The following is a 22,091-nucleotide window of genomic DNA, read 5'->3' on the forward strand; positions in this document are numbered from 1 at the left end:
AGAATAAAAAACCCCGCACAAAGGCGGGGTTGATCTTTACACTTTCCAATTACGGGTGGTCAGAACGGAATATCGTCGTCCATCTCATCGAAGCCGCCGCCGGCCGGCGCGTTCGAACGGCCCGCGCCACCGCCACCGCCAGCACCACCACCGCTCGCGCGTGGCGCGCCACCACCCGACGCACGGCCGCCGCCGCGCGGTGCGGACTGCTCGCGGCTATAGCCGCCGTCGTCGCCCATGTCGCCGCCCGACGAGGCGCCGCCGCTGCGGCCGCCCAGCATCTGCATCTGGTCGGCGACGATTTCCGTCGAATAACGGTCGGTGCCGTCCTGCGCCTGCCACTTGCGCGTGCGGATGCGGCCTTCGATATACACCGACGAACCCTTCTTCAGGTACTCGGAGACGATCTCGGCCAGACGGCCGAAGAACGCCACGCGGTGCCATTCGGTCATTTCCTTGAACTCGCCGGACGCTTTGTCCTTGTAGCGGTCGGTGGTCGCGAGGCGGATGTTCGCCACGGCGTCGCCGCTGGGCAGATAGCGCACTTCCGGTTCGGCGCCGAGATTGCCGACGAGGATCACCTTGTTCACGGATGCCATGTGTTTCTCCTGTTGATTCCGTTGCGATCGGCAGCCGCGCGATTCGTGTGCATCGACTTCACATTGCGATGCACCGCGCACGAACAGCCTTTCGCGAAAATTGTTGCCGCGAACGCGAGGTTCGCTTCAAAGCAGATGGCGGGCGAATTGGGCCGCCCTGGCCGCCCTGCCCGCGCCGCTTGCCGAGGCCCGGCCCCATCAAGCCCGCTTGGGCTGCACCTTCAGCGGCACTTTCATATAGGCTGCGATTATAAGCCAGCAAAACACCAGCCCTGAGCACGCATAGAAAACCGCGCTCGCGCTGCCGTGCTTGAGCAGCCAGCCGCCCACCACGCCGCCGAGCGCGAGCCCGATCGACTGGGTGGTGTTGTAGACGCCCGTGGCCGCGCCCTTGCGGTTGCCCGGTGCGAGCTTGGACACCAGCGAGGGCTGCGAGGCCTCCAGAATATTGAAGCCGAGAAAATACACGAACAGCACGGACGCCACGATTGCTATGGTATGCGCAAGCGAGCCAAGCAGAAGCTGGCCGATCAGGATAAGCCCAATGGCCGAGCACAGCACGGGCTTCATCTTGCCCCGCTTTTCCGCGGCGATGATGGCGGGCACCATCAGCACGAACGAGACGCCCATCACCGGCAGATAGATCTTCCAGTGCGAGGCCACGGGCAGGCCCGCGTCCACGAGCAGGCGCGGCACGACGAGGAAAAGCGCCGTCTGCGTGGCGTGCAGCACGAGCACGCCGAAGTTCAGGCGCAGCAGCTCGACGTTGTGCAGGACTTCGGCGAACGGCGCGCGCACGTGCACGGGCCGGGGCGCATCGGGGACGATCCAGAGCACCACGCCCACGGCAAGAATCGAGAACACGCCTACGAGCGCGAACAGGCCGCTCATGCCGACCCAGTGGAACACGATAGGCGCGCCCACGATGGCCACCGCGAACGACATGCCGATCGAGCCGCCCACCATCGCCATGGCCTTGGTGCGGTGCTCCTCGGAGGTGAGATCGGCGATGAACGCTAGCACCGCAGAGGAAATCGCGCCCATGCCCTGAATCACGCGGCCGACGATGATCCACGTGATGTCGTGCGCGCCCGCCGCGACGAAGCTGCCGATGGCGAAGATCACGAGGCCGATCACGATCACGGGCTTGCGGCCCATCTTGTCGGAAAGCCAGCCGTAGAAGATATAGAGAAGCGACTGCGTGACGCCATAGGCACCGAGCGCGATGCCGACGAGCAGCACGTTGTCGCCGCCGGGGATGGTTTTCGCGTAGACCGAAAACACCGGCATGATCATGAAAAGGCCCAGCATGCGCAGCGCGAAGATGGCGGCGAGCGACACGGTCGCGCGCATTTCGGGCGCGCTCATGCGTGAAGAAGTAGCGGGTGAATTGGAGGACATCGGAGCGTTTTTTGATTGGGCCGCCGCTGCGCGCGTCACTGGGCCTTGGGGCGGGCGAGGGCGGACGCCACGCCTGAAACCATTTCCGGCCGATTGTTGTCGGACCCCTTGCCGCCGGATCTCTTCCAGCGCCCCTCGCGCGGCCTCGCCGCAGCCATTCGGGACCCTTTCAAAGACTGTCAGCAAGCCGTAACGGCGGTCTGGAAAAGTCGTTATAGTAGCAGGTTTAGCCTCCCTTTCTCCCGCAGGTTCATGGAACAAATCCGTATCCGTGGGGCCCGAACCCACAACCTGAAGAACGTCAATCTGGACCTGCCGCGCCACCAGCTCGTGGTAATCACCGGGCTCTCGGGCTCGGGCAAGTCCTCGCTTGCGTTCGACACGCTCTACGCGGAAGGCCAGCGCCGCTACGTGGAGAGCCTCTCGGCCTACGCGCGCCAGTTCCTGCAACTGATGGAGAAGCCCGACGTCGACCTGATCGAGGGTCTCTCGCCCGCCATCTCCATCGAGCAGAAGGCGACCTCGCACAATCCGCGCTCGACGGTGGGCACGGTCACCGAGATCCACGACTACCTGCGCCTGCTCTACGCACGCGTGGGCACGCCCTACTGCCCCGACCACGAGATTCCGCTCGAGGCGCAAAGCGTCTCGCAGATGGTGGACGCCGCGCTCGCGCTGCCCGAGGAAACGAAGCTGATGATCCTCGCGCCCGTGGTCGTCGACCGCAAGGGCGAGCACGCCGAGCTCTTCGACGACATGCAGGCGCAGGGCTTCGTGCGCTTTCGCGTGCGCTCGGGCGGCGGCACGGCCAACGAAGGCGAGGCGAAGATCTACGAAGTCGAGTCGCTGCCCAAGCTCAAGAAGAGCGAGCGGCACACCATCGACGTGGTGGTGGACCGGCTGAAGGTGCGTCCCGACATGAAGCAGCGTCTCGCGGAGTCGTTCGAAACGGCGCTGCGCCTCGCCGACGGCCGCGCCATCGCGCTCGAAATGGACACGGGCCGCGAGCACCTGTTCAGCTCGAAGTTCGCCTGCCCGATCTGCTCGTACTCGCTGCCCGAGCTCGAGCCGCGCCTGTTCTCGTTCAACAACCCGATGGGCGCGTGTCCGGAATGCGACGGCCTCGGCCAGATTACGTTCTTCGACCCGAAGCGCGTGGTCGCGCATCCGTCGCTGTCGCTCGCGGCCGGCGCGGTGAAGGGCTGGGACCGGCGCAACCAGTTCTACTTCCAGATGCTGCAAAGCCTCGCGGCGTTCTACGATTTCGACATCGACACCGCGTTCGAGGACCTGCCCGAGAAGGTGCGCAAGATCCTGCTCTATGGCTCGGGCAAGCAGGAAATCCCGTTCTCGTACGTCAACGAGCGCGGCCGCACCTCGGTGCGCGAGCACGTGTTCGAAGGGATCATCCCCAATCTGGAGCGGCGCTACCGCGAGACCGATTCCGCGGCGGTGCGCGAAGAACTGGCGAAGTACCAGAACAACCAGGCCTGCCCGCACTGCGAAGGCACGCGTCTGCGCCGCGAGGCGCGCTTCGTGCGGATCGGTTCCAATGAGGAAGCGCGCGCGATCTACGAGGTGAGTGGCTGGCCGCTGCGCGACACGCTCGGCTACTTCCAGACGCTGCACCTCGAAGGCGCCAAGCGCGAGATCGCCGACAAGGTGGTCAAGGAGATCGTCGCGCGGCTGATGTTCCTCAATAACGTCGGGCTCGACTATCTCTCGCTCGAACGCAGCGCCGAAACGCTCTCGGGCGGCGAGGCGCAGCGCATCCGCCTCGCCTCGCAGATCGGCTCGGGCCTCACGGGCGTGATGTACGTGCTCGACGAGCCGTCGATCGGCCTGCATCAGCGCGACAACGACCGGCTGATTTCGACACTCAAGCATCTGCGCGATCTCGGCAATTCGGTGATCGTGGTCGAGCACGACGAGGACATGATCCGCATGGCCGACTACGTGGTCGACATGGGCCCCGGCGCCGGCGAGCACGGCGGCATGGTGATCGCCGAGGGCACGCCCCAGCAGGTGGAGAACGACCCGGCCTCGATGACCGGCCAGTACCTCAGCGGCGCGCGCCGCATCGACTACCCGGACGAGCGCATGGAGCCCGGCGAGCGGCGCCTGCGCATCATCGAGGCCTACGGCAACAACCTCAAGCACGTGACGCTCGACCTGCCGGTGGGCCTGCTCACCTGCGTGACGGGCGTCTCGGGCTCGGGCAAGTCCACGCTGATCAACGACACGCTCTATCACGCGGTGTCGCAGCATCTGTACGGCTCGTCGGCGCAGCCGGCGCCGTTCGAGGCCATCGAAGGGCTCGAGCATTTCGACAAGGTCATCAACGTCGACCAGTCGCCGATCGGCCGCACGCCGCGCTCGAATCCGGCCACCTACACGGGCCTTTTCACGCCCATCCGCGAGCTGTTCGCGGGCGTGCCGGCGGCCAAGGAGCGCGGCTACGAGTCGGGCCGCTTCTCGTTCAACGTGAAGGGCGGCCGCTGCGAAAGCTGCCAGGGCGACGGCGTGCTCAAGGTGGAAATGCACTTCCTGCCCGATGTCTACGTGCCCTGCGACGTCTGCCACGGCAAGCGCTACAACCGCGAGACGCTGGAGATCCAGTACAAGGGACGGAACATCAGCGAAGTGCTCGACATGACGGTCGAGACCGCCTACGAGTTCTTCAAGGCCGTGCCGGTCGTCGCGCGCAAGCTCAAGACGCTGCTCGACGTGGGTCTGGGCTACATCCGCCTCGGCCAGTCGGCCACCACGCTCTCGGGCGGCGAGGCGCAGCGCGTGAAGCTCTCGCTCGAACTTTCCAAGCGGGACACGGGCCGCACGCTGTATATACTCGACGAGCCGACCACGGGTCTGCATTTCCACGACATCGCGCTGTTGCTGGAAGTGATCCACCGGCTGCGCGACCAGGGCAATACGGTGGTGATCATCGAGCATAATCTCGATGTGATCAAAACCGCCGACTGGATCGTGGACATGGGCCCCGAAGGCGGCGCGGGCGGCGGCCAGATCGTGGCGCAGGGCACGCCCGAGCAGGTGGCGAAGGCGAAGGCGAGCTTCACGGGGCGTTATCTCGCGCCGCTGCTCAAGCGCCAGGCGGCCGCGCTCGACGCGGCCTCAGGAAAATAAGCAGTAGAAAATGCTGCACTAGCAACAACAGTGCGGGGGCGCCTGCGCCCCCGCGGTCTGGAGACGGAATACACCCAACATGGTCAAGCGCAACGAAGCGACAGACGATAAACAGGTGCGCGACCTGCGGCCGAGGCCGGTCAGGCTCACGAGCGACATGAGCCTGCCGAAGCTCTCGGCGGTGGAAGTGGGCAGCTATGTGGCGGCGCTCGCCGGCTTGTGGGCGGTGCTGCACCTGGATCTGCTCGGTGCACTGCTCGCGGGGATGCTGGTCTTTCAGCTCGTGCACACCATCGCGCCGCTGATCGAGCGGCGCATGCCGAGCCAGCGCGCACGCTGGATCTCGGTGGTGCTGGTGTCCATCGTGATCGTGGGCGTGCTCACGGGCATCACGGTGGGCGTCATCGAGCAGTTCGAAAGCGACGTGCCGAGCGTGCAAAAGGTGATGGCGCAGATGATGACGTTCGTCGACCAGGCGCGCGCGCGGATTCCCGACGCCATTGCGGCCTATCTGCCCGTGGACGTCGCGCAAATGAAGCTCAAGGCGATCGCGCTCATGCACGAGCACGCCACCCAGCTCGGCCAGGGCGGCAAGAACGCCGCGCGCATCTTCGGGCGCATCGTGATCGGCATGATCATCGGCGCGATCATCGCCATTGGCGCGCAGAAGAACGCCACGCGGCTGCCGCTCTCAACGGCTTTCGTCACGCGCGTGGCGCGCTTTGCCGACGCGTTTCGCCGCATCGTGTTCGCGCAGGTGAAGATCTCGGCCATCAACACCGTGTTCACCGGGCTTTTCCTGCTGCTCGCGCTGCCGGTGTTTCACGCGCCGCTGCCGCTCGCGAAGATGCTCGTCGTGGTGACTTTCGTGGTCGGCTTGCTGCCCGTGATCGGCAACCTGATATCGAATACGCTGATCGTCGCGATCGCGCTCACCGTGAGCCTGCCCGCGGCAGTCACGGCGCTCGTGTTCCTGATCCTGATCCACAAGCTCGAGTATTTCCTGAACGCGCGCATCGTGGGCGGCCAGATCGAGGCGCGCACGTGGGAGCTGCTGGTCGCGATGCTCGTGATGGAAGCCGCGTTCGGCGTTCAGGGGGTGATCGCCGCGCCCATCTTCTACGCGTATATCAAGCGCGAGCTGATTTATCTGCGGCTCGTTTGACGCTGTGGCGAGGCGGCCTGGGCCGTCTCTGCTTCAGCCTCTGTCGCGCCTTCCGTTGTGATTTCGAACCACCGCCGCCCTTCGCGCGGCGGCCCGTCTCATCCCTCGCGCGGCTCGCCCATGCCGTCCGCCATCCCCTCCTGCCCCACCGCGTAGACGGCCACCTGCACGCGGCTCGTGAGGTTCAGCTTGCGCAGGATGTTGCGCACGTGAATCTTCACCGTGCTTTCGGCCAGGTCGAGCGTGCGCGCGATCTCCTTGTTGCTCGCCCCGCGCGCGAGTTCGCGCACGATGTCGCGCTCGCGCGCGGTGAGCGTCTCGCCGCTCGTGCGCGGCGCGCTCGGCGTGCTCGGTGGCGAGGCCGGCTTGCGCATCTGCTCGACGAGCTTCGCGGTCATGTGCTCGGTGATCACGGGCTGGCCCGCGGCGGCCTTGCGGATGGCCGCAACGAGCGCCTCGGCATCGATGCTCTTGAGCAGGAAGCCGCTCGCACCCGCGCGCATCGCGGCGGTGAGCTCGTCGGCGTCCTCGGAGACGGTCAGCATGACGACGGCCGTATCGGGCAGGTCCTGCACCAGCAGTTGCAGCGTTTCGAGGCCCGAGAGGCCGGGCATGTTCAGATCGAGCAGGATCACGTCGGGCGTATGCTGCTTCGCGCGCTTGATGCCTTCGACGCCGTCCGACGCCTCGCCCACCACTTCGAGGTCGGGCTGGCGTTGCAACAGCGCGCTCACGCCCGAGCGAAAGAGCGTGTGATCGTCGATGAGCAGGATGCGTATGGTCATGGGCTGGAATTCGGGTTGTGGCTATGCGGCTGGTCGTGGCGCATCAAAGGGGCATCAAGGAAGCATCAAGGAGACATCAAGCGGCCTTGCGGCTCCCGGCCGGCAGCACGAGCTCCACGCGGGAGCCGCGCCCCGGCGCGCTGTCGAGCGTGAGCACACCCGCAAGACGCTTGGCGCGCTCGCGCATGATGTGAAAGCCGACATGCGCTTCGCCACGCGCGGCAATGTCGGCGGGATCGTAGCCTATGCCGTCGTCCTCGATGACGAGGCGGAAGTCGCCGCCATTGACGACGCTCACGCGCACGTGTTGCGCCTCGGCATGCTTGCGGATGTTCGAGAGCGCCTCCTGGAGCACGAACAGCACCTGGAGCTGCTGATCGGCGGGCAGCGGCGGGCCGCCCTCGTCGCGATAATCGAGCGCGAGCTCGGCGTCCGCCTGGCGCCGAAAGCGCGCCACCGTGTCGTCCACGGCGGGCCGCAGCGCCCCCGGCCCGAGCTTCGAGCGGAAGTTCAGGAGCAGCTCGCGCACGTCGTCGTAGCTCTCCTTCACGCCGCCCGCGAGCAGCGGCACGATCTCGCGCACTTCGTCGAGATTGCCGTCGGCGGCCGCGCCGTCAAGCAGGTGCACCTGCATCTTCAGAAAACTGAGCCCTTGCGCGATGCTGTCGTGCAGCCCCTGCGCGACGAGGTTGCGCTCCTCCGAGACCGCGAGCTGGCGCGCGAGCGCCGCGAGGCGCCGGTTCTTCAGCGCCACGCCCAGATGGCGGCCGAGCGCCTGGAGCAACTGGACCTCCGAGGGCGGCATGTGCCGTTCGTGCCGGAAGTGCAGCGAGAACGTGCCGAGCGGCTCGCTCTGCGAAACGATGCCGAACACCGCGACGCTCGCGAAACCGGCGCGCAGGCAATGCTGCGCGTGCGCGCGCTCGGCGTCGCTCAGGGCGGCCGCACCGCCGCCGCTGCCCCCTTTACCGGACTCCCCACCCTTGTTCCCCAGGCTGGCGACGAGCTCGCGCAGATCGACCACCACGGGCTCGTCCGCCGACGCGGCGCCGCACGCGCAGTCTTGCGCGGGCATGCATCGCTCGGCGCTCACGAGTTCCTCGGGCAGGCCTTCGGCGACGAGCAGATGCAGATTGTCGTCCTCGGCGGAGGCAATGCGCACCGTCCCGCCATCGGCCTCGAACTCGCGCATCAGGCGCGTGAGGAAATCGTGGCACAGCGGCTCCACGGGCTCCGGCGTATTGAGGAAGGCCGCCATTTCATAGAGGATGCGCAACTCGCGATTCTGCGCGGCCAGTTGCGCGGTCTTGGCGTCGACGCGCGCGGCGAGGTCCTGATACAGCGCTTGCAGCTCGGCGACCATGCGGTTGAAACCCTGCGCGAGATGGCCGAATTCGTCGCGCGTATCGACGGGCAGACGCGTATCGAACTCGCGCGCCTCGATGCGCGCGAGGCCATCCTGGAGCCGCTGCACGGGCACCACGAACCACAGGTAGAGCAGGTAGACGATCGCCACGGTGCCCACGCACGAGAGCGCCGCGAGCGCGATCTGCGAGGTGCGCAGCCACGCGGTCTTGCGCGCGTTCTCGCGCTCGATCAGCACGACGAGGCGATTGGCGTCGTCGACGAAGCCGGGCAGCAGCGCGAGATACGCCGACGGCTCGCCCACGCCCGAGGCGCGGTCGCGCTGCACGGCCGGCTCGAGCCGCTCGTGCCACGCCGCGGCGACGCGGTCGAATTGCTGACGGATCTTCGGGTCGTCGGGCAGGAACAGCGGCCGGGCCGCGTTGCCTTCGCGCAGTTGCTGCAGGGTCTCGTTGAGCTGGCCGACCTGCGCGTCGAGCCGCGAGGGTTTGGACAGACGGGTCTCCCACAGCTCGATGGCCACCGCGTTCGCGCGCATGCGCAGGCTGCCCGCATCGTTGATCGCGGCGCCGGCGCCTTCGAGCTGCCACGAGAGCCAGAGCGTGCCGCCGATCATCGTGAGCACGATCGCGAGCACGACCGTGGAAAGCACGACGATGCGCGTGGACAGACGCCGGCGAAAAGGGAGCGAGCCGGCGGCCTGAGCAGCCTGGCTGGCTTGGGTGGCCTGGGCGGCTTGAGCAGGTGCCATAGCCGCCGAAGACGGCGCGCTGCGGGCGGCGGAATCGGGAGAACGGGTCATGGCCATCGAGGACACGGAAAACGAACGGCGGCGCGCAAGCGCCAACATGTCTCATTATCGGGTGACGCACCACAAACAGCGCGCAAACAGCACGATCGGCGGCCGGATCGGTCACGGACTGCGACACTATGCGCCAGTTCATCGGGGCATGCCAGCCGGATGCCCCACGCAATCAGGGGTGGCGGCGGCGTCCTGCCTTGCAATGCGACAAACCGCGCGCCGGTCCGCACGGCGTTTGCGCGGCGCAGAAGCACAAAAAAAGGGAGCTCGCGCGCGGCTCGCTCCCCTAAAAGAACGGCCGATCCCCTCGGCCGCCCAGAGGCAACTGCACGATGAAGAAACGCGAGGCCGGCCCGCGGCCCGCCCTACGTTTCCGTCACCAGGCCCACCTAGCGGCTACGCACGAGCTGCCATGCGCGCGACAGATAGGTTACCGAAGCCATGCCGCTCCACACGTGCACGAGACGCGTGAACGGGAAGATCACGAACAGTGTCATGCCCATGAACAGATGCATGCGGAACACGAGCGGCGCATCGGTCACGTAGCTCGCAGCGTCGCCGCGGAACGTGACGATGTGCTGCGCCCAGTGCATGAAGCGCACCATCATGGCGCCGTCCATATGGCTCGCCGATGCGCCGATCGTCGAGAGCCCGAGCAGCAGCGTGACGAGGATCCACAGGAGCAGCACCTTGTCGCCGACGCGCGTGACCGCCGAGATGCGCGCATTCGTCAGGCGCCGGTGCAGCAGGATCGCGAGACCCGCGAGGCACATCGTGCCCATCACGCCGCCGGCGACCATCGCCACGATCTGCTTCACGGCATGCGGCACGCCAAGCCAGTCCCAGACCGCGACGGGCGTGAGCAGCCCCACGAGGTGCCCGAAGAAGAGCCCGAGGATGCCGATGTGGAAAAGGATATTGCCGAGGCGCAATTGCCCGCGATAGAGCAATTGCGAGCTATCGGCCTTCCACGTGTACTGCTCGCGCTCGAAGCGCGCGAGCGAGCCGAACAGGAAGACCGAGGCGGCGATGTACGGATAGATGCCGAACAAAAACTGGTTGAACGTGTTCATTGCATTTCCCTGGTGCGGCCGGGCGAGGCTAACGAAGCGTCCCCGCGCGGATGGAACTGGACGACCTGCTGGACGGCGCCGGCGCCGAACGGACGCAGCAGCGGCTCGACGCCGTCGACGCCGGGACCGAAGCGCTCGAGCGCCTCGTCCATGTCGCGAATCGGCGCGCCGGTGACGGGCAGCGGCTCGACGGTGCTCATTTCGCACAGCACGGTAAAGATGCCGGCGTAGGGGCTCTCGTCGCGTTCGAGCTGGTTGCCGAGCGCGGCAAGCACGTGAATCGCCTCGCCGAGCAGCGCACTGGCCTCGTCCTCGCCGATCAGGCCGAGCACTTCGAGAAAGAGCGGCACGTAATCGGGCAATTCGTTGCTGGCCACGTCGAGGCCGAAGCCGCGATATTCGTCGAGCAAATCGACCATCGCCTGGCCGCGCGCGCGGCTTTCGCCGTGCACGTGCTCGAACAGATGCAGCGAGTGGCGCGGATTGCGGTCGAAGGTCGCCACATAGTTTTCCTGCGACTCCACGAGCGACTGCTCGCGCAGCGACGCGATGAGCGGCGCGAGCTCGCGCACGGCGAACACGCCGTGCGGGGACGTCTCGAGCACACCCTCGATTTCGTCGAGCGCGTCGAGCAAGGGCTGCTCGGGATAGTCGAGCAGCGCGGAGAGAACCGGATAGATCGACATGATGTTCGTCCTCCTCAGCTTTGCGACGCCGCCTTGCGGCGCGACTTCGGCATATCGGCGAACACCACGCTGCCCTCGTGCTTCGTCCCGAACAGCGAGCCTTCCGAGACGCCGCCCGAGCAGCCGTTGCCGAACGAGAAGCCGCAACTGCCCTTCTCGTTGAACGAGTCCTCGGCCATTTCCTTGTGCGACGACGGCACCACGAAGCGGTCCTCGTAATTCGCGAGCGCCATGATGCGGTACATGTCCTCGACCTGTTCGGCCGTAAGACCTGCGCGCTTGAGCAGCGCGTTGTCGTTCACGCCGTCCACCGTCTGCGTGCGCTTGTACGCACGCATCGTGAGCATGCGGTTGAGTGCGCTGACCACGGGCTTTTCGTCGCCGGCGGTGAGCAGGTTCGCGAGATAGCGCATGGGAATGCGCAGGCTCGCGACGTCGGGAATCACGCCGTCCATGCCGATGTGACCCGCGTCCGCAGCCGACTGGATCGGCGAAAGCGGCGGCACGTACCAGACCATCGGCAGCGTGCGGTACTCGGGATGCAGCGGGAACGCGATCTTCCACTCGACCGCCATGCGGTAGACAGGCGAGCGCACAGCCGCGTCGAGCCAGCTCTGCGGCACGCCCTGCTTCAGCGCCTCGCGCCGCACCTCGGGATCGTGCGGATCGAGGAACACGTCGAGCTGCGACTGATAGAGGTCTTGCGTCGACTCGACCGAAGCCGCCTCGCCGATACGATCGGCGTCGTAGAGCATCACGCCCAGATAGCGGATGCGGCCCACGCAGGTTTCCGAGCACACCGTGGGCTGACCGGCCTCGATACGCGGATAGCAGAAGATGCACTTCTCGGCCTTGCCGCTCTTCCAGTTGAAGTACATCTTCTTGTACGGGCAGCCCGAGATGCACATGCGCCAGCCGCGGCACTTGTCCTGATCGACGAGCACGATGCCGTCGTCTTCGCGCTTGTAGACGGAGCCCGAGGGGCACGACGCCACGCACGCGGGATTGAGGCAGTGCTCGCACAGACGCGGCAGATACATCATGAAGGTGTTCTCGAAGCTTGAGTACATCTCCTTCTGCACGTTCTCGAAGAGCTGGTCGCGGCTGCGCGAGGCGAACTCGCCGCCAAGGTCGTCTTCCCAGTTAGGACCCCAATGGATCTTGTCCATCTTCTTGCCGGTGATCACCGAGACCGGGCGCGCGGTAGGCGGCGTCTGCGAGAGCTTCGCCTTCTGCAAATGCTCGTAGTCGTAGGTGAACGGCTCGTAGTAATCGTCGATGGCGGGCAGGTTCGGGTTGGCGAACAGGTTGGCCAGCACCTTGAGCTTCGGCCCCTGGCGCGGCTCTATCTTGCCGTTCGGGTTACGCATCCAGCCGCCCTTCCACTTCTCCTGGTTCTCCCATTCCTTCGGATAGCCGATGCCGGGCTTCGTCTCGACGTTGTTGAACCACGCGTACTCGACGCCATCGCGCGAGGTCCACACGTTCTTGCACGTGACGGAGCACGTATGGCAGCCGATGCACTTGTCGAGGTTCAGGACCATCGCCACCTGGGCGCGGATTTTCATGATGCTGCTCCTTCCTTCATCGGGCCTTCCAGCCACTCGACCTTCTTCATCTTGCGAACGATCACGAACTCGTCGCGATTGCTGCCGACCGTGCCGTAGTAATTGAAGCCATAGGCCAGTTGGGCATAGCCGCCGATCATGTGCGTGGGCTTGAGCACCGTGCGCGTGACCGAGTTGTGAATGCCGCCACGCATGCCGCTCGTTTCAGCGCCTGGCACGTTGATGATCTTTTCCTGCGCGTGATACATGAGACACATGCCGCGCGGCACGCGCTGGCTCACCACGACGCGCGCGGTGAGCGTGCCGTTCACGTTGAACACTTCGACCCAGTCGTTGTCGACGAGACCCGCTTCTTTCGCCTCGGCCTCCGAGACCCAGACGTGCGGACCGCCGCGCGAAAGCGTGAGCATGCGCAGGTTGTCCGTGTAGGTGGAGTGGATGCCCCACTTCTGGTGCGGCGTGATCCAGTTCAGTACCAGCTCGTGCTCGCCGTTGGGTTTCGCGCCGAGCATCGGTGAGATCGTCTTCGTGTCGATGGCGGGCTTGTAGTTGCAGAAGCCCTCGCCGAAGTCGAGCATCCAGCGGTGATCCTGGTAGAACTGCTGACGGCCCGTGAGCGTGCGCCATGGAATCAACTCGTGCACGTTCGTGTAGCCCGCGTTGTAACTCACCTCTTCCGACTCGAGCCCCGACCACGTGGGCGCGGAGATGATCTTGCGCGGCTGCGCCTGCACGTCGCGGAAACGGATCTTGTCGTGCTCGCGGCCTTCGGCCAGATGCGTGTGGTCGCGGCCCGTGATCTTCGAGAGCGCGTCCCACGCCTTCACCGCCACGTGGCCATTGGTTTCGGGCGCGAAGGTGAGGATCATCTCGGCGGCGTCGATGGCCGTGTCGAGGCGCGGACGGCCCTCGCCCGCACCGGCGCCTTCGTGGCGGCCCGTGAGATGCGCGAGCTCGCCCACTTCATGCGCGGTGTTCCAGTTGATGCCCTTGCCGCCGTTGCCGAGCTTTTCGAGCAGCGGTCCGACCGAAGTGAACTTGTTGTAGATCTCGCGATAGTCGCGCTCCACCACCGTCATCGCGGGCGCGGTCTTGCCCGGAATCAGATCGCACTCGCCGAGGCGCCAGTCCCTGGGCTCGAACGCCTGGCCGAGTTCGCCCGGCGTGTCGTGCATGAGCGGCGTGCAGACGAGGTCGGTGCGCGTGCCCAGATGCTCGCCGCCGATCTCCGAAAACTTCTTCGCGATCGCCTTGTAGATCTCCCAGTCGGTCTTGCTTTCCCACAGCGGCTGCACGGCCTCGGAAAGCGGGTGGATGAACGGGTGCATGTCGGACGTGTTGAGGTCGTCCTTCTCGTAGAACGTGGCCGTGGGCAGCACGATGTCGCCGTACAGGCAGGTGGTGCTCATGCGGAAATCGAGCACCGTGAGCAAGTCGAGCTTGCCCTCGGCCGCCTCGCGCACCTTCACTTCCGATGGCTTGATCGCATCGGCTTCGTCGCCGAACAGCGCGTTCTGCGTGCCGAGCAGGTACTTGAGGAAATACTCGTGGCCCTTGCCCGAGCTGCCGAGAATATTCGAGCGCCACACGAACATGTTGCGCGGGAAGTTCGCGGGATTGTCGGGGTCGTCGCAGGCGAAGCTCAGTTCTCCCGATTTGAGCTTGTCGACCGTGTACTGCACCGGCGGCACGCCCGCGCGCTTCGCGGCGTCCACGACGTCGAGCGGATTCGCGCCCAGTTGCGGCGCAGAAGGCAGCCAGCCCATGCGCTCGGACTTCGCGTTGAGGTCGAGCATCGAGAGGTTCTCGTAGCGGGCGCGGTCGGCGCCGGGTCCGAGGATCTCGTCGAGCTGGACCTTCTCGTGGCGCCACTGGCTCGTGTGGTTGTAGAAGAACGAGGTGCCGTTCATCTGGCGCGGCGGGCGCGACCAGTCGAGCGCGAACGCGAGCGGCGCCCAGCCGAATTGCGGACGCAGCTTTTCCTGGCCCACGTAGTGCGCCCAGCCGCCGCCGCTCTGGCCGATACAGCCGCACATCATCAGCAAATTGATGATGCCGCGGTAGATCATGTCGTTGTGATACCAGTGATTGAGGGCCGCGCCCACGATCACCATGCTCTTGCCGTGCGTGCGGTCGGCGTTGTCGGCGAACTCGCGCGCCACCTGGATCACGAGCTTGCGCGGCACCGTGGTGTGCTTTTCCTGCCACGCGGGCGTGCAGGGCACGTCGTCATCGTATGAGGACGCGACGTTCGGGCCGCCCAGACCCTGATCGACGCCATAGTTGGCCATCTGCAGGTCGTAGACGGTCGCGACCAGCACGCTCGTGCCGTCCGCGAGCGCCACGCGCTTCGCGGGCACGCGGCGCGCGAGCAGCGCGCCCTTCTCGCCGCCGAAATACGGGAAGCTCACTTCCACCACTTCGTCGTGGTGATCGATGAGCGAGAGCCGCGGATCGATCTCGCGGCCGCTGCCGCCATCCTTCATTTCGAGGTTCCAGCGGCCCACCTTCTTGCCGCCGTCGTGCTCGCCTTCGCCCCAGCGGAAACCGATCGAGCCGTTCGGCGCGACGATATCGCCCGTGGCCGCGTCGATCGCCAGCGTCTTCCACTGCGGGTTGTTCGCTTCGTCCAGATTGCCGGCCAGTTGCGAAGCACGCAGGAACTGGTCCGGCACCACGGCGCCGTCGCGCGCGGCGAGCGTGACGAGCAACGGCATGTCGGTGTACTGCTTCACGTAGTCGCGGAAATACGCGGATTTGCCGCTCGCGTGGAACTCCTTGAGCACCACGTGGCCCATCGCGAGCGCGAGCGCCGCGTCGGTGCCCTGCTTCGGCGCGAGCCAGATGTCACCGAACTTCACCATCTCGCCGAAGTCCGACGAGACCGCCACCGTCTTGGTGCCCTTGTAGCGGACCTCGGTATAGAAGTGGGCGTCGGGCGTGCGCGTCTGCGGCACGTTCGAGCCCCACACCATCAGATAGGTGGAGTTGTACCAGTCGGCCGATTCGGGCACGTCGGTCTGCTCGCCCCAGACCTGCGGCGACGAAGGCGGCAGATCGCAATACCAGTCGTAGAACGAAAGACACGCGCCGCCAATCAGGCTCAGATAACGCGCACCGGCTGCATACGAGACCATCGACATCGCGGGAATCGGCGAGAAGCCGATCACGCGATCCGGGCCGTACTTGCCGACGGTATAGGCGTTGGCCGCGGCGATCATCTCGGTGGCCGTATCCCAGTCGGCGCGCACGAAGCCGCCCTGGCCGCGCGCACGCTTGTAGCGCGCCGCCTTCTCGGGATCCTCGACGATCGAGGCCCATGCCTCGACCGGGCCGAGCGTGCGGCGCGCATCGCGCCACATGTCCATCAGGCGGCCGCGGATCATCGGGTATTTCACGCGCTGCGCCGAGTAGACGTACCAGCTATACGAGGCGCCACGCGGACAGCCGCGCGGCTCGTGATTGGGCAAGTCGGCGCGCGTGCGCGGGTAGTCGGTCTGCTGCGTTTCCCACGTGATCAGGCCGTTCTTCACGTAGACCTTCCACGAGCACGAGCCCGTGCAGTTCACGCCGTGGGTGGAGCGCACGATCTTGTCGTGCTGCCAGCGACTGCGATAGCCGTCTTCCCACTTGCGGTCTTCGTTCACCACTGCGCCATGACCGTTCGAGAAGGTCGACTTCACGCGCGACATGAACTTCAACCGGTCCAGAAAGTAACTCATACGATGCTCCGGGACTGCTGATGTTTTTCATCGACTGCCCTGCCGTCTCGCACCTCATGCGCCTCATGCGCATGTCGTTTGCGTACCGGTGGCGGGCAATCGAATCGTTTTCGAAATTCGCTTTCGAGTATGGCGGGCAGGCACTTGCCTGCCCATTCATCGAGGGGAGAGTGCGCGCAGCGCATCGGGAGGAGGCCCCTCGCGCCGCGCTACTCCCAAAGGACTAGTTCGTCCGGCGGCCTCAGCACGGCATCGAGGCGTTGCGGCGTGCGTAGAAGAACCACGTCACGAGCGCGCACACCACGTAGAAGCCGATGAAGCACACGAGCGCCGAGACGGGTGAGCCGGTCACGTCGAGCGAGGTGCCGAAGCTCTTCGGGATGAAGAAGCCGCCGTACGCGCCCATTGCGCCTGCGAAGCCCAGCACCGCGGCCGATTCCTTGCCCGCTTCGGCCAGCGCGCTGTGCCGCGCCGGTGCGCCCTTGCCCTCGGCCGCGCGCTGGTGCTGCGTGAGGAAGATCACGGGGATCATGCGGAAGGTGGAACCGTTGCCGATGCCGGTCAGCGCGAACAGCACCACGAACATCGCGAGGAAGCCGGCGAAGCTGCCCGCGGCGCCGCCGAACGCGCCGCCCGGCAGGAACGCGATCACGCCCATCACCGCGACGATCATCGCAACGAAGGTCCAGAGCGTCACGCGCGCGCCGCCTAGCTTGTCCGAGATCCAGCCGCCGACCGGACGCGTGAGCGCGCCGGCGAGCGGCCCGAGGAACGCCCAGGCGGTCGGGTTGATCGCGGGGAATTCAGCCTTGGTCAACAGTGCAAGACCCGCCGAGAAGCCAATGAAGGAACCGAACGTGCCGACATAGAGAAAGCACATGATCCAGTTGTGCGCGCGGCGGAAAATCACGGCCTGTTCGCTGAACGAGGCCTTCGCGTCGGCGATGTCGTTCATGCCGAACCATGCGGCGAACGACGACACGATGATGAGCGGCACCCAGACGAAGCCCGCGTTCTGCAGCCAGATGCTGTGCTCGACGCCGTCCTTCACATACGTCTGGCCGTCGCCGAGCAGGCCCGCGAACACGGCCGTCGAGATCACGATGGGCGTGACGAACTGCACGACCGAGACCCCGAGGTTGCCGATGCCCGCATTCAGGCCCGTGGCGAAACCCTTGCGCGCCTTCGGGAAGAAAAAGCTGATGTTCGCCATCGACGAGCTGAAGTTCGCGCCGCCAAGGCCGCACAGGAGCGCGAGCACGAGCAGCGTCGTGTACGAGGTGGACGGATCGCGCAGCGCGAAGCCCATGCCGATGGCCGGGATCAAGAGGCTCGCCGTGGAGATCGCGGTGAAGCGACGGCCGCCGAAGATCGGCACGAGAAACGAGTAGAAGATGCGCAGCGTGGCGCCCGAGAGCGCGGGCAGCGCCGTGAGCCAGAACAGCTCGTTCTTGGTGAAGTGGAAGCCGCCCTTGTCGAGGTTGACGACCGTGACGCTCCACAGCGACCATACGACGAACGCCAGCATCAGCGCGGGAATCGAGATCCAGAGATTGCGGGTGGCGATCTGCTCGCCGGAAGCCTCCCAGAACGTGGCGTTCTCGGGCTCCCACTTGGTCAGAAGATATTTGGACATGATAGTGCTCGTACAGTTGGCGCCGCCCATGCGGCGCATGAAATCATCGTGATTGCTTCGTTCCGAGACCCATTATTCGGTCTGCGAAGTTTCTTTCAGCGAGGCCACCTCGGCTTCCTCCTTGCGCTCCAGCATCGCGCGGCCGTGCGCGACCGCCTCGGGGCGGAACGAGAAGTGCATGAACAGCAGGCTCACGGCGGTGGCGCCGAACATCAGCATGAAACAGGTGGTGCGCACACCGGTGAGGTCCACGAGCAGGCCGAACAGGATCGGCAGGACGAAGCCCGCGAGACCGCCAGCGAGGCCCACCACGCCGGAAACGGCGCCAATGTTCTCGGTGTATTCGTCGCCGATGAACTTGAAGACCGAGGCCTTGCCCACCGCCATCGCGATACCCACGATGAACATGAGCACCGTATAGAACACCGGCCCCGTGCTGATGTGCAGGCCAAGCGGGCCGTGGGCGCTGTGAATCACGAAGTCGGTCGGCGGGTAGCTCAGCAGGAAGAAGCAGCCGAGCGCAACCCACATCACGGCCCACGTCGTGCGATAGGCGCCGTAGCGGTCGGAGAGCCAGCCGCCCATCGCGCGCAGCACGCCGCCGGGCAGCGAGAAACACGCCGCGAGAAAGGCCGCCTGCTCGATGCCGAAGCCGTACTGGTTCACGTAGTACTGCGGCATCCACAGCGAAAGGCCCACATAGCCGCCGAACACCACCGAGTAGTACTGCGAGTAGCGCAGCACGCGCGGGTCGGCGAGCACGCGCATCTGGCTCGCCACGCTGGTCGAGCTCTTCACGAGATGCGCGGGATTGCTTGCCGAGAACACCCAGAACAGCAGCGCGGTGACGAGCATCGCGACCGAGTAGACCTTCGGGACGATGGTCCACGAACCGGCCGCGACGATCAGCACCGGCGCGACGAATTTATTGAGCGCGGCGCCCGAGTTGCCCGCGCCGAAGATGCCCATTGCAAGGCCCTGGCGCGACTTCGGGAACCAGCGCGCGACATAGGGCGTGCCGACCGAGAACGAAGCGCCCGCGAACCCCACCAGCAGGCCGAGCGCGAGGAATTGCCACAGTTGCGTGGCGTAGGACACGAGCCAGATCGGGATGACCGTCACGATCATCGTGAGGAAGAACACCATGCGGCCGCCGAAGCGGTCCGTCCAGATGCCGAGCGGCACGCGGGCGAGCGATCCGGTGAGCACCGGCATCGCGGCGATGAGGCCGAACTCCGTATCGGTGAGATGGAGCTGCTTCTTGAGCGGAATGCCGAGGATCGCGAACATCATCCAGACGGCAAAGCAGATCGTGAACGCGAATGTGCTCGAGCCGAGCACGCGCCAGGCGCGGCTGTCCGGTACGGCGTCCGCCTGTGGGGATGGGGCGGCTTTCATGGTGTTTCCTCTTCTTGTCGGATCAACGTAACAAGAGTAGGAAGCACGGCGCGTGCGGACTATTACCCGCAGGTAGGACGCGACGATCCGCCGCTAAGTCTTAAGGAGTAGTCCGTGGGATTGGGACGGTACTGAGAAGAAAGCCGCGCGGATGCGGCTAGACCGTCAGGCAATAAGAATAATTCGAAAATCCGTAGCGCACCGCGTGGCGCGCTACGGCAAGTTGTCGCAGCAAAGAATGCTCAGGACGACTGCGGATTAGCGGAACACCACCGTCTTGTGCCCGTTGAGCACGATGCGATGCTCGACGTGCCACTTCACCGCGCGCGCGAGCGTCACGCACTCCACGTCGCGGCCGATTGCCGTGAGCTGGTCCGGCGTCATGTTGTGATCGACGCGCTCGACTTCCTGCTCGATGATCGGGCCTTCGTCGAGATCGGACGTCACATAATGCGCCGTCGCGCCGATCAGCTTCACGCCGCGGTCGAACGCCTGGTAGTACGGCTTCGCGCCCTTGAAGCTCGGCAGGAACGAATGGTGAATGTTGATCGCGCGGCCCTTGAGCGCATTGCACAGTTGCGGCGAGAGAATCTGCATGTAGCGCGCGAGCACCACGAGATCGGCGCGCTCGCCGTTCACCACGTCGAGCACGCGCGCTTCCTGCGCGGCCTTGTCCGCCTCGCTGCCGCCGAGCAGCGGGAAGTGATGGAACGGAATGTTGTAGCTCGCCGCGAGTTGATAGAACTCCTTGTGATTCGAGATGATCGCGGGAATCTCGATGGAGAGCTGCCCGGTGCGGTAGCGGAAAAGCAGATCGTTCAGGCAGTGGCCGATCTTCGAGACCATGATGACCACGCGCGGCTTCACGTTCGCGTCGTGCAGTTCCCAGCGCATGGCGAACTCATCGGCGAGCGGCTCGAACGCGGCACGCAGGCCCTCGAGGCCAGGGTCGCCGCCCACTTGCTGGAAGTGCACGCGCATGAAGAACTCGCCCGTGTGGCTGTCGCCGAACTGGGCCGAATCGAGAATATTGCTGCCGCGCTCGAACAGGAAACCCGAGACGGCATGCACGATGCCCGGCCGGTCAGCGCACGACAGTTTGAGAATGAAGCTGTGATCGGTCGACATGACCCTGGTAACTCCCGTCAGTTCTTTGGTGATTCAGAAGGGCTTTCGGTGCTGGCGAAAAAACCGGCGCCCTTTCACAGCGTCGGCGGCTCGAAGATCGCGGCGATGCCCACGCACGCGTCTTCGTCGATCCATTGGCGGCGCAGGAGCAGATCGAGCGTCGCGAGGCTCGCGTCCACCGTCATCTTGCCCTCCTCGATCCAGCGCGCGGCTTCGTCGACGCGCGCGAGGCGGTGCTCGCCGACTTCGCCGTCCTGGTTGTGCGGCACGAAGTCCTCGGGCAGCGCGAGGTCGTAGACGAAGATCTGCTCGGCCTGGGTGCCCTCGGGCAGCGACTGCAGCACGTGCACGGTGCGGCCCGGCAACGCCCGCGAAGCGAGCTCCGCGGCGATGCCCGCCTCTTCCCAGCATTCCTTCACGAGCGTGGCCTCGACGCCGAAGCCCCAGCCGATGCCGCCCGCCACGACGTTGTCGAGCATGCCGGGGTCGGTGGCCTTGGTGTCGCTGCGGCGCGCGATCCACAACTGCGGCGCGCGCGGCGACGCAGAAGCCGCGTATTCTACGACGCCGTTCAGATGCACCGCATACGTCATCGTGCCGAAGAAGCGCGAGGCCGCACGCTCGATGAACGCGAGCGGCGGCGCGTCGAACGCGTTGCGGATCGCGTAGGTTTCGTCGCGCCAGCCGGGAATGCGGCCCTCGGCCGCGAGCGCGCCGATCACGGCGCCCAGCGCCGCGCTACGCGCCGTCACGTTGTCGAACTCGGCGGCGAGCGAGACGCGCGCACCGGCTCCACGTCGGCCCGCGTCGACGATCTCGAAGACGTCGGGCCAGCGCGCGAGCAGCGCGACGTCGGCGCGGCGGATCCAGCCCACGCGCTCGTCGCCGAAGAAAAACGGCAGATGCGCGCTCGCGTCGAAGCGGCGCGCGTCGGTGATGCAAGGCAAGGTCATCTCGTGAAGCTCCAGGCGTCGTGCGGATGCGTCAGTCGCGCAGCGCGACGCGAATGCCGATGGCGATGAAGGTGAGCCCGGCGAGCCGGTCGAGCCACACGCCCGCGCGCGGCCGGCGCTTGAGCCAGCCGCCGATGGTGCCCGCGCACAGGCCGAACACCGAGAACACCACGACCGTCTGCGCCATGAACACGAGACCGAGTTCGAGCATCTGCAGCGTGACGCTCTGCGCGCCGTGGGTATCGACGAACTGCGGCAGGAACACGACGAAGAACAGCGTGACCTTCGGGTTCATCACGTTGCCGAGCACGCTCTGGCGAAAGATCGTGGCAAGCGGCTGGCGCGGCCGGTCGCCGGCGGCGGCCAGGCCCTGGCTGCGCAGCGCCTTCACGCCGATCCAGACGAGGTACGCGGCGCCCGCGAGCTTCAGGATCTGGAACGCGACCGGCGACGAGCGCAGCACGGCGGCAATGCCGAGCGCGGCGAGCGTGGTGTGGAACGTCACGCCCGCGGCAAAGCCGAGCGCGGCCACGAGGCCCGCGGCGCGGCCCTGCGAGATGCCGCGCGCGAGCACTTGCAGGTTGTCGGGGCCGGGCGCGAAGGTAATGGCCAAAGAGGTGGCGAGAAAGAGCGCGAAATTGGGCATGGCGTGACGTGGGGTATTCG

Annotated in this window: 15 protein-coding genes; 2 read left to right on the forward strand and 13 right to left on the reverse strand. The window is 65.8% G+C overall.

Annotated elements, in window-relative coordinates; all coding sequences use genetic code 11:
- Positions 1-59 precede the first annotated feature (59 nt).
- Both U5775_RS14970 and U5775_RS14975 read right to left on the reverse strand, forming a co-directional pair.
- Entirely contained in the window at positions 60-599 is a 540-nt protein-coding gene (locus tag U5775_RS14970; protein ID WP_322058907.1) for a single-stranded DNA-binding protein, read from the reverse strand.
- 198 nt (positions 600-797) lie between these two features.
- A complete protein-coding gene (locus U5775_RS14975) occupies positions 798-2,000 on the reverse strand; it encodes an MFS transporter (protein ID WP_415913581.1) in 1,203 nt (400 codons plus the stop codon).
- Between the two features lie 252 nt (positions 2,001-2,252).
- On the opposite strand from U5775_RS14975, the gene uvrA reads away from it, so the two are divergent.
- Together uvrA and U5775_RS14985 are read left to right on the forward strand one after the other, a co-directional pair.
- Positions 2,253-5,144, forward strand: coding sequence for an excinuclease ABC subunit UvrA (gene uvrA / locus U5775_RS14980; protein WP_322058908.1), 2,892 nt, complete (start codon positions 2,253-2,255; stop codon positions 5,142-5,144).
- 79 nt (positions 5,145-5,223) lie between these two features.
- Positions 5,224-6,309, forward strand: coding sequence for an AI-2E family transporter (locus U5775_RS14985; RefSeq protein WP_322058909.1), 1,086 nt, complete (start codon positions 5,224-5,226; stop codon positions 6,307-6,309).
- A gap of 98 nt (positions 6,310-6,407) precedes the next feature.
- Here the strand turns inward: U5775_RS14985 and U5775_RS14990 are convergent, their stop codons facing one another.
- The 11 genes from U5775_RS14990 to U5775_RS15040 form a co-directional block, all read right to left on the reverse strand.
- A complete protein-coding gene (locus tag U5775_RS14990) occupies positions 6,408-7,094 on the reverse strand; it encodes a response regulator transcription factor (protein ID WP_322058910.1) in 687 nt (228 codons plus the stop codon).
- Positions 7,095-7,170: 76 nt separating this feature from the next.
- Positions 7,171-9,261 (reverse strand): type IV pili methyl-accepting chemotaxis transducer N-terminal domain-containing protein, encoded by a 2,091-nt coding sequence (locus U5775_RS14995; RefSeq protein ID WP_322058911.1) that lies wholly within the window; start codon positions 9,259-9,261, stop codon positions 7,171-7,173.
- A gap of 389 nt (positions 9,262-9,650) precedes the next feature.
- Positions 9,651-10,334, reverse strand: a complete 684-nt coding sequence (gene narI, locus U5775_RS15000; RefSeq protein ID WP_322058912.1) for a respiratory nitrate reductase subunit gamma — start codon at positions 10,332-10,334, stop codon at positions 9,651-9,653.
- Positions 10,331-11,020 carry a nitrate reductase molybdenum cofactor assembly chaperone gene (gene narJ, locus U5775_RS15005; protein ID WP_322058913.1) on the reverse strand — a complete coding sequence of 230 codons (690 nt, stop codon included), beginning with the start codon at positions 11,018-11,020 and terminating at the stop codon, positions 10,331-10,333. Before narJ ends, narI begins: the two co-directional genes overlap by 4 nt.
- A gap of 14 nt (positions 11,021-11,034) precedes the next feature.
- Positions 11,035-12,588 (reverse strand): nitrate reductase subunit beta, encoded by a 1,554-nt coding sequence (narH, locus tag U5775_RS15010; protein ID WP_322058914.1) that lies wholly within the window; start codon positions 12,586-12,588, stop codon positions 11,035-11,037.
- Positions 12,585-16,310 (reverse strand): nitrate reductase subunit alpha, encoded by a 3,726-nt coding sequence (locus U5775_RS15015; protein WP_322058915.1) that lies wholly within the window; start codon positions 16,308-16,310, stop codon positions 12,585-12,587. The genes narH and U5775_RS15015 overlap by 4 nt, the downstream gene beginning before the upstream one ends.
- Before the next feature lie 241 nt (positions 16,311-16,551).
- Positions 16,552-17,946: a NarK family nitrate/nitrite MFS transporter gene (locus U5775_RS15020; RefSeq protein ID WP_322058916.1), complete on the reverse strand. Its 1,395-nt coding sequence runs from the start codon at positions 17,944-17,946 to the stop codon at positions 16,552-16,554.
- A gap of 72 nt (positions 17,947-18,018) precedes the next feature.
- A complete protein-coding gene (locus U5775_RS15025; protein WP_322058917.1) occupies positions 18,019-19,344 on the reverse strand; it encodes a nitrate/nitrite transporter in 1,326 nt (441 codons plus the stop codon).
- Between the two features lie 258 nt (positions 19,345-19,602).
- A complete protein-coding gene (purU, locus tag U5775_RS15030) occupies positions 19,603-20,472 on the reverse strand; it encodes a formyltetrahydrofolate deformylase (RefSeq protein ID WP_322058918.1) in 870 nt (289 codons plus the stop codon).
- Positions 20,473-20,546: 74 nt separating this feature from the next.
- Positions 20,547-21,425: an NUDIX hydrolase gene (locus tag U5775_RS15035; protein WP_322058919.1), complete on the reverse strand. Its 879-nt coding sequence runs from the start codon at positions 21,423-21,425 to the stop codon at positions 20,547-20,549.
- A gap of 31 nt (positions 21,426-21,456) precedes the next feature.
- Entirely contained in the window at positions 21,457-22,071 is a 615-nt protein-coding gene (locus U5775_RS15040; RefSeq protein ID WP_322059069.1) for a LysE family translocator, read from the reverse strand.
- Between the last annotated feature and the right edge of the window lie 20 nt (positions 22,072-22,091).

Origin of the sequence: Paraburkholderia sp. J63, from assembly GCF_905220245.1 — a bacterium.
GTDB lineage: Bacteria > Pseudomonadota > Gammaproteobacteria > Burkholderiales > Burkholderiaceae > Paraburkholderia.

What these genes read in the sequence shown, in the direction of transcription:
- U5775_RS14970 (WP_322058907.1), bottom strand. Translation starts at nt 599, where the DNA reads ATGGCATCCGTGAACAAGGTGATCCTCGTCGGCAATCTCGGCGCCGAA.
- U5775_RS14975 (WP_415913581.1), bottom strand. Translation starts at nt 2,000, where the DNA reads ATGTCCTCCAATTCACCCGCTACTTCTTCACGCATGAGCGCGCCCGAA.
- uvrA (WP_322058908.1), top strand. Translation starts at nt 2,253, where the DNA reads ATGGAACAAATCCGTATCCGTGGGGCCCGAACCCACAACCTGAAGAAC.
- U5775_RS14985 (WP_322058909.1), top strand. Translation starts at nt 5,224, where the DNA reads ATGGTCAAGCGCAACGAAGCGACAGACGATAAACAGGTGCGCGACCTG.
- U5775_RS14990 (WP_322058910.1), bottom strand. Translation starts at nt 7,094, where the DNA reads ATGACCATACGCATCCTGCTCATCGACGATCACACGCTCTTTCGCTCG.
- U5775_RS14995 (WP_322058911.1), bottom strand. Translation starts at nt 9,261, where the DNA reads ATGACCCGTTCTCCCGATTCCGCCGCCCGCAGCGCGCCGTCTTCGGCG.
- narI (WP_322058912.1), bottom strand. Translation starts at nt 10,334, where the DNA reads ATGAACACGTTCAACCAGTTTTTGTTCGGCATCTATCCGTACATCGCC.
- narJ (WP_322058913.1), bottom strand. Translation starts at nt 11,020, where the DNA reads ATGTCGATCTATCCGGTTCTCTCCGCGCTGCTCGACTATCCCGAGCAG.
- narH (WP_322058914.1), bottom strand. Translation starts at nt 12,588, where the DNA reads ATGAAAATCCGCGCCCAGGTGGCGATGGTCCTGAACCTCGACAAGTGC.
- U5775_RS15015 (WP_322058915.1), bottom strand. Translation starts at nt 16,310, where the DNA reads ATGAGTTACTTTCTGGACCGGTTGAAGTTCATGTCGCGCGTGAAGTCG.
- U5775_RS15020 (WP_322058916.1), bottom strand. Translation starts at nt 17,946, where the DNA reads ATGTCCAAATATCTTCTGACCAAGTGGGAGCCCGAGAACGCCACGTTC.
- U5775_RS15025 (WP_322058917.1), bottom strand. Translation starts at nt 19,344, where the DNA reads ATGAAAGCCGCCCCATCCCCACAGGCGGACGCCGTACCGGACAGCCGC.
- purU (WP_322058918.1), bottom strand. Translation starts at nt 20,472, where the DNA reads ATGTCGACCGATCACAGCTTCATTCTCAAACTGTCGTGCGCTGACCGG.
- U5775_RS15035 (WP_322058919.1), bottom strand. Translation starts at nt 21,425, where the DNA reads ATGACCTTGCCTTGCATCACCGACGCGCGCCGCTTCGACGCGAGCGCG.
- U5775_RS15040 (WP_322059069.1), bottom strand. Translation starts at nt 22,071, where the DNA reads ATGCCCAATTTCGCGCTCTTTCTCGCCACCTCTTTGGCCATTACCTTC.